Annotated in this window: 14 protein-coding genes; 5 read left to right on the top strand and 9 right to left on the bottom strand. The window is 70.7% G+C overall.

The annotated features are described in order from the left end of the window. The first annotated feature begins 148 nt into the window (after window positions 1-148). The 3 genes from ACVCAG_RS03035 (at window position 149) to ACVCAG_RS03045 (ending at window position 2,067) form a co-directional block, all read left to right on the top strand. Entirely contained in the window at window positions 149-1,285 is a 1,137-nt protein-coding gene (locus ACVCAG_RS03035; protein WP_440081804.1) for an aminotransferase class V-fold PLP-dependent enzyme, read from the top strand. Between the two features lie 25 nt (window positions 1,286-1,310). Continuing rightward, window positions 1,311-1,580, top strand: a complete 270-nt coding sequence (locus tag ACVCAG_RS03040) for a sulfurtransferase TusA family protein (protein WP_440082174.1) — start codon at window positions 1,311-1,313, stop codon at window positions 1,578-1,580. Between the two features lie 61 nt (window positions 1,581-1,641). Further along, a complete protein-coding gene (locus tag ACVCAG_RS03045; protein ID WP_440081802.1) occupies window positions 1,642-2,067 on the top strand; it encodes a CBS domain-containing protein in 426 nt (141 codons plus the stop codon). A gap of 139 nt (window positions 2,068-2,206) precedes the next feature. On the opposite strand, the gene ACVCAG_RS03050 is transcribed toward ACVCAG_RS03045, so the two are convergent. Continuing rightward, window positions 2,207-3,193 (bottom strand): PfkB family carbohydrate kinase, encoded by a 987-nt coding sequence (locus ACVCAG_RS03050; RefSeq protein WP_440081801.1) that lies wholly within the window; start codon window positions 3,191-3,193, stop codon window positions 2,207-2,209. Window positions 3,194-3,417: 224 nt separating this feature from the next. Beyond that, the gene (locus ACVCAG_RS03055) at window positions 3,418-3,771 is read right to left on the bottom strand and encodes a HesB/IscA family protein (RefSeq protein ID WP_030910261.1); all 354 of its coding nucleotides are present in this window, start codon (window positions 3,769-3,771) and stop codon (window positions 3,418-3,420) included. A 211-nt stretch (window positions 3,772-3,982) separates the two neighbouring features. Between ACVCAG_RS03055 and nadA the strand changes: the two genes are divergently transcribed. Then, window positions 3,983-5,137 (top strand): quinolinate synthase NadA, encoded by a 1,155-nt coding sequence (nadA, locus tag ACVCAG_RS03060; RefSeq protein WP_440081800.1) that lies wholly within the window; start codon window positions 3,983-3,985, stop codon window positions 5,135-5,137. 134 nt (window positions 5,138-5,271) lie between these two features. On the opposite strand, the gene ACVCAG_RS03065 is transcribed toward nadA, so the two are convergent. The 7 genes from ACVCAG_RS03065 to ACVCAG_RS03095 all read right to left on the bottom strand — a co-directional run bounded on the left by ACVCAG_RS03065 (window position 5,272) and on the right by ACVCAG_RS03095 (window position 12,342). Further along, complete coding sequence (locus tag ACVCAG_RS03065; protein ID WP_440081799.1) at window positions 5,272-5,997, bottom strand: SIMPL domain-containing protein; 726 nt, start codon at window positions 5,995-5,997, stop codon at window positions 5,272-5,274. A gap of 187 nt (window positions 5,998-6,184) precedes the next feature. Beyond that, on the bottom strand, window positions 6,185-6,937 hold the full coding sequence (locus ACVCAG_RS03070) for a maleylpyruvate isomerase family mycothiol-dependent enzyme (protein ID WP_440081798.1): 753 nt from the start codon (window positions 6,935-6,937) through the stop codon (window positions 6,185-6,187). A 1-nt stretch (window position 6,938) separates the two neighbouring features. Further along, window positions 6,939-9,500, bottom strand: a complete 2,562-nt coding sequence (locus ACVCAG_RS03075) for a protein kinase domain-containing protein (RefSeq protein ID WP_440081797.1) — start codon at window positions 9,498-9,500, stop codon at window positions 6,939-6,941. 161 nt (window positions 9,501-9,661) lie between these two features. Continuing rightward, complete coding sequence (pspAB, locus tag ACVCAG_RS03080) at window positions 9,662-10,276, bottom strand: PspA-associated protein PspAB (RefSeq protein WP_440081796.1); 615 nt, start codon at window positions 10,274-10,276, stop codon at window positions 9,662-9,664. Between the two features lie 42 nt (window positions 10,277-10,318). Then, the gene (gene htpX, locus ACVCAG_RS03085; RefSeq protein ID WP_447189421.1) at window positions 10,319-11,224 is read right to left on the bottom strand and encodes a zinc metalloprotease HtpX; all 906 of its coding nucleotides are present in this window, start codon (window positions 11,222-11,224) and stop codon (window positions 10,319-10,321) included. 9 nt (window positions 11,225-11,233) lie between these two features. Further along, complete coding sequence (gene pspAA, locus ACVCAG_RS03090) at window positions 11,234-11,512, bottom strand: PspA-associated protein PspAA (RefSeq protein WP_350947458.1); 279 nt, start codon at window positions 11,510-11,512, stop codon at window positions 11,234-11,236. Then, window positions 11,509-12,342, bottom strand: a complete 834-nt coding sequence (locus ACVCAG_RS03095) for a PspA/IM30 family protein (RefSeq protein ID WP_440081793.1) — start codon at window positions 12,340-12,342, stop codon at window positions 11,509-11,511. Before ACVCAG_RS03095 ends, pspAA begins: the two co-directional genes overlap by 4 nt. Before the next feature lie 147 nt (window positions 12,343-12,489). Between ACVCAG_RS03095 and ACVCAG_RS03100 the strand changes: the two genes are divergently transcribed. Beyond that, window positions 12,490-13,098 (top strand): DUF3043 domain-containing protein, encoded by a 609-nt coding sequence (locus ACVCAG_RS03100; RefSeq protein ID WP_440081792.1) that lies wholly within the window; start codon window positions 12,490-12,492, stop codon window positions 13,096-13,098. Window positions 13,099-13,208: the final 110 nt, after the last annotated feature.

The following is a 13,208-nucleotide window of genomic DNA, read 5'->3' on the forward strand; positions in this document are numbered from 1 at the left end:
AAGCCCAGGAGTCGCTCCTGGGCGGTCGTTTGTTCACGTTCAAGATTTCGTAGTTCACAGCTTCACACTGGGGGACACATTAGCGCGGACACCCCTCGCCCTCCCCCGCAGCCCCCGCCCGCACCGCGCGTGGTGCGACGATTGGGACGTGGCGTACTTCGACGCGGCCTCCACGGAGCCGCTGCACCCTCAGGCGCGCGAGGCTCTCATCGCGGCCCTCGATGTCGGCTGGGCCGACCCCGCGAGGCTGTACGGCTCCGCCCGCCGGGCAAGGATGTTACTGGAACAGGCGAGGACCGAGGTGGCCGAGGCCCTGGGCGCCAGGGCCGACGAGGTCTCGTTCACCTCCTCCGGCACCCAGGCGGTGCACCTGGGCGTGCTCGGCACCCTGCGCGGCCGCCGGCGGGCCGGGCGCCGCCTGGTCACCTCGGCCGTGGAGCACTCCTGCGTGCTGCACGCGGCGGGCGTCCACGAGCGCGACGGCGGCTCGGTCGAGACGGTCGGCGTCGGGATCACCGGCGCGGTCGACCCGGAGGTCTTCGGCGAGGCGGTCCGCGCCGAGGGCACGGCCTTGGCCTGCCTGCAGAGCGCCAACCACGAGGTCGGCACGCTCCAGCCGGTCGCCGAGGCGGCGGCGGCGTGCGCCGAGGCGGGGGTGCCGCTGCTGGTGGACGCGGCCCAGACGGCGGGCAGGATGCCGCTGCCGCCCGGCTGGTCGGTGCTGGCCGCCAGCGCGCACAAGTGGGGCGGCCCCGCGGGGGTCGGCGTGCTGGTGGTCCGCAAGGGCACCCGGTGGCGCACCCCGCTGCCCGAGGACGACCGCGAGCGCCGCAGGGTCCCCGGGTTCGAGAACGTGCCGGCGATCGTCGCGGCGGCCGCCGCGCTGCGCGCCACGGTGGCCGAGTCGGCCATGGAGTCGGCCAGGCTCTCGGCGCTCGTGGACCGCGTCAGGACCGAGGTGCCCCGGCTGGTCCCGGACGTCGAGGTCATCGGCGATCCGGTCGTACGGGCGCCGCATATTGTCACCTTTTCGTGTCTTTACGTGGAAGGTGAGGCGTTGCTGACGGAACTCGACAAGGCCGGGTTCTCGGTATCGTCCGGCAGCTCCTGCACGGCGAGTACGCTTCGTCCGTCGCATGTTCTGGAGGCCATGGGAGTGCTCACGCACGGGAACGTCCGCGTTTCGCTGCCCCGGGGCACCTCGGCGACGGATGTCGACCGTTTCCTCGCCTTCCTGCCGGACGCGGTGCGGAGGATACGCGAGGAGGCCGGTGTCAAGCTTTGATCAACATTCGGGGAGTGAAGACGTGATGACGTCCGGCCAGACCACTCCGGCGGGATCGGCACAGCCTCCCGCCCTGACCATCGACGCGCTGGGCAAGAAGTGCCCGATTCCGATCATCATGCTGGCGGCGCAGATCAACGACGTACCGCGCAACGGGATCGTCGCGGTCCTCGCCGACGATCCGGCCGCCTTCACCGACATCCCCGCCTGGTGCCGGTTGAAGTCACACCACCACGTGGGCAGCTACGAGCTCCCGGGGCGCGGCTGGGCCATTCACGTGCGCCGCAACTACTGACATGTCCTGAAATTGGGTATGACATCCCCCGAAAACACGCCAAACGGTTCGGGGGGACGACATGAGCGGTGAGACTGCCAGAGATCTGATGAACGCCGGGGTCCGGTGCGTCGAGGCACACGAGACCCTCGACAGGGCGTCACAGATGATGCGGGACATGAACGTGGGCGCGCTGCCCATCTGCGGCAGCGACGACCGACTGAAGGGGATCATCACCGACCGCGACATCGTGGTCAAGTGCGTGGCACAGGGCCTGGACCCCTCCCAGATGACCGCGGGAGACCTCGCGACCGGCCTGGTCTGGGTGTCCTCGGACGCGAGCGTCGAGGAGGCGCTGTCCAAGATGGAGGAGAACCAGATCCGGCGGCTGCCGGTGATCGAGGAAGGCCGCATCGTCGGCATGATCACCGAGGCCGACCTGGCCAGGAAACTGTCCGACGACCAGCTGGCCGAGTTTGTGCACCGCGTCTACGCGAGCGGCGGCTGACGCCCGGCCCGCGCGAGCACCTGACACGGCGGCCGCCGTACCGGCGGCACCGGCCGTCCACCGCCGGGCGAGGGGCCCGGCGGTGGATCGGTGGCGGCCGGTGGCGGCCGGTGGCGGCCCGGTGTCCGGCCGTGGCGGCTCAGGCGTGGTGGCACTTCACGAAGGGGGCCACCTCCGCGGCGGCGTCGGCGCCGTAGGCGTCGGCGAGGCGCTCCAGGAAGACCTTCTGGCCGAGCTCGTACTCCTGACCGCCGACCTGCTCCAGGACGTGGGTGGCGGTGAGGTTGCCGACCTGGCCGCAGCGCTCCAGGGACAGGCCCCAGGCCAGGGCGGACAGGAAGCCGGAGCGGAAGGCGTCGCCCACGCCGGTGGGATCGGCCTTGCCGAGCTCGGGCGCCGGGGGGACGTGCAGGGACGGCTCGCCCTTGCGGTCGATGACGACACCCTTGGGACCGAGCGTGGTGACGCGGACGCCGACCCGATCGAGGATCTCCTCGTCGCTCCAGCCGGTCTTCTGCTCGATCATGCCCTTCTCGTAGTCGTTGCCGAACAGGTAGGCGGCGCCGTCGACCAGCTCGCGGATCTGCTCCCCGGGCATGCGGGCGAGCTGCTGGGAGGGGTCGGCCGCGAACGGGATGCCGCGCTGGCGCGCCTCGGCGGTGTGCCTGAGCATCGCCTCGGGGTCGTTGGGGCTGATCAGCACCAGGTCGAGGCCGCCGACCCGCCGGGCGACCGGGTCGAGCTCGATGAGGCGGGCCTCGGCCATCGCGCCGGTGTAGAACGACGCGATCTGGTTGTGGTCGTCGTCGGTCGTGCACAGGAAACGGGCGGTGTGGTGCGTCTCGGAGACGTGGATGGAGTCGCAGTCCACACCGTGGCGCTCCAGCCAGGAGCGGTAGTCGGCGAAGTCGGTGCCGACCGCGCCGACCAGAAGGGGCTTGAGCCCCAGGCAGCCCATTCCGAACGCGATGTTGGCCGCGCAGCCGCCGCGGCGGACCTGCAGGTCGTCCACGAGGAACGACAGGGAAACCCGGTCAAGCTGGCCGGCGATGAGCTGGTCGCTGAAGCGGCCGGGGAAGGTCATCAGTTGATCGGTCGCGATTGAGCCGGTGACGGCGATGCGCACGGGGTTCTTCTCCTCGTTGTCTGCATCTTCGGAACGTGGGCGATTGAGCCGCACGGGAAGTTGAGCCACGCAAGAATACGCGACCTTTCCCGCGTCCCGCTCTCACCCCAAGGGCTACCCCGATCGGGCACGCCAAAGCCCCGCGGGGTGACCGATGTCACCCCGCGGGGCCGGGCGCTCTCGCTGGTCCGGCTCGCCTGGTCCGGCTCGCCTGTCGAGCTCGCCTAGTTGAACGAGTCTCCACAGGCGCACGAGCCGGTGGCGTTGGGGTTGTCGATCGTGAAGCCCTGCTTCTCGATGGTGTCGACGAAGTCGACGGTGGCGCCCACGAGGTAGGGAGCGCTCATCCGGTCGGTGACCACGCTCACGCCGTCGAAGTCGGAGACGACGTCGCCGTCCATCGAACGGTCGTCGAAGAAGAGCTGGTAGCGCAGACCGGAACAGCCGCCGGGCTGCACGGCCACGCGCAGCTGGAGACCTTCCTCGCCCTGCTGCTCCAGCAGGCTCTTGACCTTCGCCGCGGCCGCGGAACTGAGGATCAGGCCCTGCGCCGTGGTCTCGCTGCTCTCAACCGACATGTTGGTGACTCCCGCGTCTGCGTCAGCCGCTCCCCGGGAACGGCTGTCTGTTTATGACGTCCTTCTCAGACGCTACCAACACCCGTCTCCCTGTACACATTCCTGAGACGACAGATACATCCGCCCTTGGACAAAACCCCCTCCCCCGGAATAAAGCCCCAATCCTGTGTGTCATCATTAGTCGTCACTTCGACGATAAGGGGGTGTGGCCATGACGACCACCGAGACCGGGCTTCCGCTCTTCGTCCTCGGCAGAGGTGTCGACCCGCACAGCGAGCGCGGCGTCGACTGTCCCGGCGAGTTGCCGTCGGCTTCCGACCCGGCGCTCGTGGAGCGCGCCAGGAGGGCCAAGGCGGCGCTCGGCGACCGGGTCTTCGTACTGGGCCACCACTACCAGCGCGACGAGGTCATCCAGTTCGCCGACGTGACCGGCGACTCGTTCAAGCTCGCGAAGGAGGCCGCGGCCCGCCCCGACGCCGAGTACATCGTCTTCTGCGGCGTGCACTTCATGGCCGAATCCGCCGACATCCTCACGTCGAGCTCCCAGAAGGTCGTGCTGCCCGACCTCGCGGCCGGGTGCTCGATGGCCGACATGGCCACCTTCGACCAGGTGGAGGAGTGCTGGGAGGCTTTGGAGGACGCGGGGATCGCCGGGGTCACCGTCCCCGTCACCTACATGAACTCCAGCGCCGACATCAAGGCGTTCTGCGGTCGCAACGGCGGCGCCGTGTGCACCTCCTCCAACGCCAGGCGCGCCCTGGAGTGGGCCTTCTCACGCGGCGAGAAGGTGCTCTTCCTCCCCGACCAGCACCTGGGCCGCAACACCGCGGTGCTGGAGATGGGCCTGTCGCTGGACGACTGCGTCGTCTACAACCCGCACCGGCCGAACGGCGGCCTGACCGCCGAGCAGCTCGAGAACGCCAAGGTGATCCTCTGGAAGGGGCACTGCTCGGTACACGGCCGCTTCAGCGCCGAGTGCGTGGACGACGTCCGCGCCCGCATCCCCGGCGTCAACGTGCTGGTGCACCCCGAGTGCAGGCACGAGGTCGTCACCAAGGCCGACCACGTCGGTTCGACCGAGTACATCATCAAGAAGATCGAGGAGGCTCCGGCCGGGTCCTCCTGGGCGGTGGGCACCGAACTGAACCTGGTCAAGCGGCTCGGCGCCATGTTCCCCGACAAGAACGTGACGTTCCTGGACCGGACGGTCTGCTACTGCTCGACGATGAACCGGATCGACCTGCCGCACCTGGTGTGGGCGCTGGAGTCGCTCGCCGCCGGCCAGGTCGTCAACCAGATCACCGTGGACGACGACACCGCCCACTGGGCCGGGGTCGCCCTGGACCGGATGCTGGCCCTGCCCTGACCTCGGCGGACCCCGGCGGACTCCGGCGGACCCCGGCGTGGACGGGCCCCGGCGGGTGGTGACCCGCCGGGGCCCATCGCGTGCCGGGGACCTGTCGCGTACCCGGGGTCGGGGGAGCACCGCTTGAGCGGGGCCTATTCGAGCTCGTGGACCACCTTGACGCTGACGGAGACGTTCCGGCGGCCGGGGCTGATCGACGCCCTGTCGACGGCCGCGGCGAAGCCGAGGATCGGCGTCGGCGGGGTGACGTTCTGCTCGCTTACCTCCATGACACGGCCGAGCCCGCGGCCCGCGAGCCTGGCGTACTGCGTGGCGCGGTTCTGGGCGTCCTTGAAGGCGGCCTCGCGCGCCAGCCTGAGCGGCGCGCGGTTGTCGGACACCTCGAAGGAGATGCCGTTCAGCCGGACCGCCTCGCCGACGGCGGCCGCCGCCTCCACCACGTCGTCCGCGTCGTCGATGTCGCGCACTATGGCCTCGACGCCCTGTGTGGCCCGGTAGCCGGAGATCGTGGGGTACTCCTTGTACTCGGGGCCGAGGGTCAACTCGTCGGTCCGCAGGTCCCTCGCCGCGACCCCGGCCGCGAGCAGCGCCCGCGTCAGGCCGGCGGCGGCGGTGCGGGCGGCGGTGAACGCCGCCCCGGCGGTGGGGCGGCGCACCTCGACGCCGGTGTCCAGACGCATGATGTCGGGGGTGGTGGAAACGGTGCCCTCGCCCACGATCGTGATCTGGGGGCGGCTCCCCTCCGCGGTGGTCGCGGAGGGCTCGGAGTCCGCGAGCGCGACGCCGCCGGACAGACCGGCGAGGAACAGTCCCGTGGAGACGAGCACGGCCGAGGCGACCGCCTGAGACGTCTTGATCATAAAGTCATGGCACCACGGGACCGCGGTCGCGGCGGCGAGCGCTGCGTGGGCCCTGTCGTGTCTTGGCCGAATCCCGGACGGGTGTTTTGCCGCCGACCGGGTTGGATTCCGGCCGGATCACGGCGAGCGGGCACGAGCCGGCCCTGGGCGGGTGAACGCGGCCCAGGCCCGGGCGGGCGGACGCGGTCTAGATCCGGGTGAGTTCCCGCCACCAGCCCAGCAGCCCGCCGTCGCCCTCGATGGCGTAGTCGTCGGGGCTGCGCCGCCCCCAGACGACCTGGAGCAGGTCGGCCGACGTGGCGGCGCGCACGGTCACGGTGCCCGGTTGCAGGGACCGCCGGTGGTGGAAGCGGTCGGGATCGAGGGTGATCACCCACCCGGCTCCGGTGTCGGCCTGCAGGGAGATCGTCTCGCCTCCGCCCCTGAGGTCGGCCACGTTCGGGTTCCACTTCACGTACGGCAGGACGTCGAGGAACTCCTCGACCCCGTCGGCCGCCACGTGCTCGGGGATCATGACCGGGACACCCAGCGCGAGTTCGGCGTCCACCCGGTGCACGAGGGTCTCGTGGAGCATCCGCCTCGACCAGAACCACACCCGCTTCTCCCCGCCCCAGGCCCACATCGGCGCCTGCGGGTCCTGCGACAGCAGCGCCTCGGGCAGGAAGGTGGCGCCCTCACCGAGCCAGGCGGGGTAGCCGGCCGGGTCGGCGGGCAGGCCCATGTCCATGCCGTCGCGGTCGTGGCGCCGCTCGGCCAGGTCGCGCACCATGGCGGCCACCCACCGGTGCACGCCTCCGAGGTGGACGGCGAGTTTCGCCAGATCCCAGCCGGGACAGGTCAGCACGGAGACGGACATGTCACGCCCCCGCAGGACGTCGGCCATCCGGGCGATCTCCGTGGCGGCGGCCGCGGTGTGCTCGGCGTGGGTCCACTCCCTCATGTCAACCCTCTCGCGTGAAGCGCATGAACTGCTTCTCGTACTCCCTGGCGTCGGTGCTGGTGACCAGCAACCGCTGCACCTTCCCGGTGAAGTCGAACACCACCGCCTCGTAGCCGGAGCCCTTGCGCCGCCAGCCCGCGATGTGCTCGTCGTCGTACCAGCCGATGAGCCGCTCCGTCTCGAACGGGATCCGGACCTTCGCCGGAGCGTCGGAGCCGGTGGACCAGACGCAGATCTCCTTCTTGCTCTCCTTGCAGTACGTCAGCAGGGACGAGCCGGACGGGGAGATGTCGTCGCCCTCGACCGTGATCGGCGTGCCCACGTCCAGCAGGGTCTGCAGGACGGTGCCCTGCGTGTCGTAGAAGCGGATGCGCTGGGTCTTGCCGGTGAGCGCCCAGGTGCCGACGGCCCGGCCGTCGCCCCGCCAGAAATAGCTCCACTTGCCCGCGTCCTTCTCCTTCACGCGGACGACCTTCGCCTTCTTCGTGGCGACGTCGATGATCGCGAAGCCGTACTCCTTGCTGATGTCGCCGACCGCCTCGTAGAGGGTCACCAGGCCGCGTCTGCCGTCCGGCGACCACTGCGGCAGCGTCGGGTAGACCGGCGCCTTGGTGATCCTGATCCTACTCGCCGCACCGGATCGATGATCGACGATCGACACGATCGCGTAGCTCTGCGCGTCGTACATCCGGTCGGTGCCCAGCGCCTGGGTGCCCTCGGCGTTGACCGTGTACTGGAAGTACTTGCCGTTCTTGACGAACCGCCCGGTGTCCCGCTCGCGGACGTAGAGGGTCTTGTCCCAGTCGAGGCTGTAGGAGCTCAGCTTGATCGGGTCCTGGTCGCTCTCGTGGAGCGTGAGCGAGCTGCCGGGCAGCTTGATCGTGCTGTCGGCCTCCGGCACCGTCGGAGCGGTGGGAGTGGGGGTGTTCGTGGCCTTCGTACTGCCCGCCCGGGTGGTCCCCGGCGTCTCGGTGGTGCCGCGCAGCGCCAGCACGACACCCCCGGCCACGAGGGCGGTGACCAGCACGCCTCCCACGATCGCCGGCCACGCCCCGCGCCGGGCGGGGGCCGCCTGTCCCGGGTACGCCGGTGCCGCGGGGTTCCGGTACGGCGTCCCCTCCGAGGAGGGGTAGGTCGCGGGACCGCCGTAGGACTGGTGTCCGGGCTGTCCCGGATATCCCGGCGGCGGGTGCCCGGAGCCCTGCGGGGGGTAGCCGCCCGCGTGGCCGTCGGGGCCGGGATACCCGCCGGGAGAGGACCGCGTGTGGGGCGGCCCCTGCTGCGGGAAACCGTGGGGCCCGGACTGCCGAACGTGGCCACTGGGGTCCGGCTGCCGAACGTGCCCGGGACTCTGGGCATGACCGCGGGGGTCCGAGTGCTGGGGGTACGGGACGTGACCACGCGGGTCCGAGTGCTGGGGGTACGGGACGTGACCACGCGGGTCCGACTGCTGGGCGTGACCGGTGGGACCGCCCTGCGGGCCCTGCGCCGGGTATCCCCCGCCGGGCCCGCTCGGCCGGGCGAACGGCTGCGGCCCGGAGTGCTGCCGGTGGGCCCACTGGACATGGTCGTCGCCGCCCTGGCTCCGCTGCCCGTACACGGTGTGCCCGGGGTCGTTCCCTTCAGGACCGGGACCGGTCCGCTGAGCCGCGGCGGCCGAGCCCTCGGCCAGGATGCCGCGCGGCGCGGTGGGCGGCGCTGCACCGGTCACGCCGCCTGTGCCTCCCGCGCCGCCCACGCCACCCGGGCCGCCCGCGTGGCCGAGCAGCCGCAGCAGCGCCTCACCCGCCGCTGGCCGCTGGGCGGCGTCCTTGGACAGGCACTGCCCGACCAGGTCGCGCAGCGCCGGGTCGGTGATCGCCCCCAGGTCCGGCTCCATGTTCATGATCCGGTTGAAGATCGCCGGAAGGCTGTCCGTACCGAACGGCGGCTGCCCGGTGGCCGCGAAGACCATCGTGCAGCCCCAGGCGAACATGTCGGCGGGCGACCCCGCGTTCTCCCCGGCCAGTTGCTCGGGGGTCATGTAGGAAGGGGTTCCGATCGCCATCGCGGTCAGCGTGGAGGTCCGGTCGAGCGCCTTGGCGATGCCGAAGTCGATCACTCGGGGGCCGTCGGGGGCCAGCAGCACGTTGGACGGCTTGAAGTCGCGGTGCACGATCCCCGCCTGGTGGATGGCGACGAGCGCGGTGACCGTGCCGATCGCCAGGCGGTGCAGGCCCGCGCCCTCGCGCGGGCCCTCGGTGGTCACGACCGCGTCGAGCGTCGGGCCGTCGATGTACTCGCTGACGATGTACGGGCGATGCCGGTCGACCCCGGTGTCGATCACCGCGGCGGTGCAGAAGGGCGCGACACGCTGGGTCGTGCTGACCTCACGGACGAAGCGTTCCATCGCCTCCTCGTCCTGCGTGAGATCCGCGCGGAGCAACTTGACCGCGACGCGCGCCCCCGTCGGGGAAACGCCCAGGTAGACCGTGCCCTGGCCGCCCTCGCCGAGCCTGGCGGTGAGCCGGTACTCCCGCACGTGCTCGGGATCCCCGGGCCGCAAGGACGCGAGGTCCGCCATGGTCACACCCTTCTCCCGCGATGGATTTCCGGTCCCATTGTGGGGGCAAAGGGTCACAGGACGTACATCAAATCGCAAGCCGGACAGCCACGATGGCGCGTTCCAGACGGCCTCGCGAACCGCGCGGAAAGGCCGGGTGGGAAGGGCTTCGCGAGGACCTCTCAGAGGCCGGGCGCACCCCAGAGGGGGAACCAGCGGCCGAGGTCCGGCTCGATCTCCAGCTCGCCGCCGATCGCGCCGCGTACCTGCAACTCCAGCGCGTTGTCCCTGCGCTGTGCCTGTCCTGCCCCGTACCCGGACGCCCGCCCACCCGCCCGCTCGGCGGGCAGCGGGGCGAACGGGTAGAAGGTGCCCTGCTTGTAGAGGTAGACCAGGGCGAGCCCGCGACCGTCGGGGGCGGCGAAGGAGACCAGCGAGCAGAGCAGGGAGGGGCCGAAACCCGCCGCCTCGAGGGAGGAGTTGACCGCGTGCAGGTCCGTGACCAGGTCGCCGAGCATCTCGGGGGCCCGGCGCACCAGCAGCCACGTGTAGCCGAAGGAGTCCTTCGACACCTCCACCGGGGGGCCGCCTCCGGCGTCCAGCAGCTGGGTGACGTCGCGCTCCAGCTCGGCGAACGCCCCGCCCTCGGCCGAGCGGAAGCAGACCGCCCCCACCCCCGTCGGCGCCAGATCGGTGGCGGCCTGCAGGGTGACCGCGGCCGAGGGCAGCGCGAACAGCGCGTCCAGGTCGGCCCTGGCCGGTTCGCTGCGCCCCATCAGCGCGTCCCACCAGCGCATCGGATCACTCCCCCTCACGCCCCCGTGCGACCGGGCGTCCGGTCATCCGCCCTGCCCGAGCTGGGCGGAGATCCTGCCGAGCTGCTCCAGTCGCCGCTCCAGCGGCGGATGGGTCGCGAAGAGCGCGGCCAGGCCGGCCCTGCCGGACAGGGCCGGCGCGAAGAAGAAGGCGTTGAACGGCTCGGCCTCGCGCAGGTCCCTCGTCGGGATGCGGGCCATCTCACCGCTGATCTTGACGAGGGCGCTGGCCAGGGCGGAGGGACGCTGGGTGAGCAGTGCTCCCGCGCGGTCGGCGGCCAGCTCGCGGTAGCGCGACAGGGCACGGGTGAGCAGGAAGCTGACCGCGTACACCAGGACCGAGACGAGCAGGATGATCACGCCGATCGGCAGGCCGCCCCTGTCGTCGCGCTCGCGCCCGCCCAGGCCGCTGTAGAGCGCGACCCTGGTCATCAGCCCGGCGACGATGCCGAGGAAGGACGCGATCGTCATGACCGCGACGTCGCGGTGGGCCACGTGGGACATCTCGTGGGCCAGCACGCCCTCCAGCTCGCCGCCGTCGACGCGGCGCAGCAACCCCGTGGTCACGCAGACCACGGAGTTCTTCTGGTCACGGCCGGTGGCGAACGCGTTCGGGACGTCCGAGTCGGCGATCGCCACCCGCGGTTTGGGCATGTCGGCCAGCGCGCACAACCTGTCGACCATGCCGTGTAGCTCCGGAGCCTCCTGCGGGGAGACGACACGTCCGTGCATCGCGAACAGCGCGATGCGATCGGACATGAAGTACTGCACGAGCAGGATGCCGCCGGCGATCAGCAGCACCACGACGGCCCGGACGCCCAGCGCGATCAACACGGCCACGAAGATCACGTAGAGCAGTCCGAGCAGGAACATGGTGATCACCATGCGCCTGGTCAGGCCCCGGTCCGGGGCGAACCGGGTTTGTGCCATATGCCCAAGCTAGCCGGGAATCAGCCCTTCATTGCCGAGCATCTCCCGCACTTCGTCCATGGATGCGTCGGCCGGAGGCAAAATCAGCTCCGAGGACTCCAGGCTGTCGTCGGGCAGCGCCTTGCCGACGTGACGGACCTTGTCGAGCAGGGCGTGCAGCCGCACCCGGAAGGCCTCCTCCTCGCCGGCCTCGATGGCGGCCTCCAGCTCGGCGTCCAGCGCGTTCAGCACGTCGAGGTCTGCGGGGGCGATGTCGATCTGCCCCTCCCCCATGATGCGGACGATCACAGGCCCTCCCCCGGCTGGCGCAGCTGCTGCGTCTGGTTGGACTGCGACTGCTGCTGAGGCGGCTGCTGGGGCTGGGGCTGCTGGTGGGGCTGGGCCGGGCCGGGCGTGATCGCGCCCTGCGGCGCGGGGCCCTGGCCGAGCTCGGCCTTCATCCGCGCGATCTCCAGCTCCACGTCGTGCCCGCCGCCCATGCGGTCGAGCTCGGCCTGGATGTCGTCGCCGCGCTGCCCGCTGAAGTCGTCGAGCGCGCCGCTGGCCAGCAGCTCGTCGATGGCGCCCGCGCGGGCCTGCATGGAGGCGGTCTTGTCCTCGGCGCGCTGGATCGCCAGGCCGACGTCGCCCATCTCCTCGGAGATGCCGGAGAAGGCCTCGTTGATCCGCGTCTGCGCCTCGGCGGCGGTGTAGGTCGCCTTGATCGTCTCCTTCCTCGTACGGAAGGAGTCGACCTTGGCCTGCAGCCGGTGGGAGGCCGTGGTGAGCTTCTCCTCCTCGGCCTGCAGGTTGTCGTGCTGCACGCGGAGGTCGGCGATCTGGGTCTGCAGGCTGCCACGGCGGGTCAGCGCCTCACGGGCCAGGTCCTCGCGGCCGACTCCGAGCGCCTTGCGGCCCTGCTCCTCAAGCTTGCGCGACTGCGCCTCGATCTGGTTGATCTGAAGCTCCACGCGCTTGCGCGAGGTGGCGACGTCCGCCACACCACGGCGCACCTTCTGCAGCAACTCCAGCTGGCGCTGATATGAGTAGTCCAGGGTCTCGCGAGGATCTTCCATCTTGTCCAACGCGTTGTTCGCCTTGGACCTGAAGATCAGCGAAAGTCTCTTCATCACGCTCATGCGCGTCGGCCGTCCCCTTCTTCAAGTGCGCTTCGGGTCACCCCAAGTGAGTCCAGCCCCCCGAAAAGCACCGGAGCCACCATAGGGTTCACCCTACGCATAACGCGCGGGGGCGTCACTAAGTTGCACTCCCGGTAGGCTGACGTTGTGTTCCGACGTACCCAGACCACCGCGGACGACTCCCCCGCCTCCGCCAACGATCCTAAGCCTGCGGGCAAGGGGCGTCCCACACCCAAGCGACGGGACGCCGAAGGCCGTCGCCGGCAGCCGGTGAACGCCCCCCAGAACCGCAAAGAGGCCTACAAGAACCTCCGCGAACGCCAGGCCAGCGAACGCGTCAAGGCGCGCGAGGGCATGCTGCGTGGCGACGAGCGTTACTTCCCCGCCCGGGACAAGGGGCCCGCCAGGAAGTTCGCGCGTGACTGGGTCGACTCCCGTCGTCTCGCCAGCCAGTACTTCCTGCCGTTCTCCCTCCTCATCCTGCTGCTCACCTGGATCCCCTTCCCCGCTGACATCCGCGGGTACGTCTACGTCGCGGTGATCACGGTCGGCTGGCCGCTCATGATGGTCGGCGTGCTCCTCACCTCGATCTGGGTGTCCTGGAAGGTGAAGAAGCTGACCGCCGAGAAGTTCCCCAACGAGAACCTCAAGGGTGTCGGCTTCTACGCCGCCATGCGGGCGCTGCAGATCCGCAAGCTGCGCTTCCCGCCGCCCGCCGTGCTGCCCGGCGGCAGGCCAGTCCCGCCGAAGAACTGACGGCGAAGCCGGCCACGGAGACAGCGGAGCCCGGCAGGCACCGCGGCCGAGCGCGTTCCCGGACCCCGTCCCCTCCACGAGGGGGCGGGGTTCTTCGCGTCCCCGCCGGC

It is taken from the genome of Streptosporangium sp. G12 (genome assembly GCF_052983175.1).

Bases quoted from the DNA above. Each gene is read 5' to 3' on its own strand.
- ACVCAG_RS03040 (WP_440082174.1), top strand. From the start codon at position 1,311: ATGACGTCCGGCCAGACCACTCCGGCGGGATCGGCACAGCCTCCCGCC.
- ACVCAG_RS03045 (WP_440081802.1), top strand. From the start codon at position 1,642: ATGAGCGGTGAGACTGCCAGAGATCTGATGAACGCCGGGGTCCGGTGC.
- ACVCAG_RS03055 (WP_030910261.1), bottom strand. From the start codon at position 3,771: ATGTCGGTTGAGAGCAGCGAGACCACGGCGCAGGGCCTGATCCTCAGT.
- nadA (WP_440081800.1), top strand. From the start codon at position 3,983: ATGACGACCACCGAGACCGGGCTTCCGCTCTTCGTCCTCGGCAGAGGT.
- ACVCAG_RS03065 (WP_440081799.1), bottom strand. From the start codon at position 5,997: ATGATCAAGACGTCTCAGGCGGTCGCCTCGGCCGTGCTCGTCTCCACG.
- ACVCAG_RS03070 (WP_440081798.1), bottom strand. From the start codon at position 6,937: ATGAGGGAGTGGACCCACGCCGAGCACACCGCGGCCGCCGCCACGGAG.
- ACVCAG_RS03075 (WP_440081797.1), bottom strand. From the start codon at position 9,500: ATGGCGGACCTCGCGTCCTTGCGGCCCGGGGATCCCGAGCACGTGCGG.
- pspAB (WP_440081796.1), bottom strand. From the start codon at position 10,276: ATGCGCTGGTGGGACGCGCTGATGGGGCGCAGCGAACCGGCCAGGGCC.
- htpX (WP_447189421.1), bottom strand. From the start codon at position 11,224: ATGGCACAAACCCGGTTCGCCCCGGACCGGGGCCTGACCAGGCGCATG.
- ACVCAG_RS03095 (WP_440081793.1), bottom strand. From the start codon at position 12,342: ATGAGCGTGATGAAGAGACTTTCGCTGATCTTCAGGTCCAAGGCGAAC.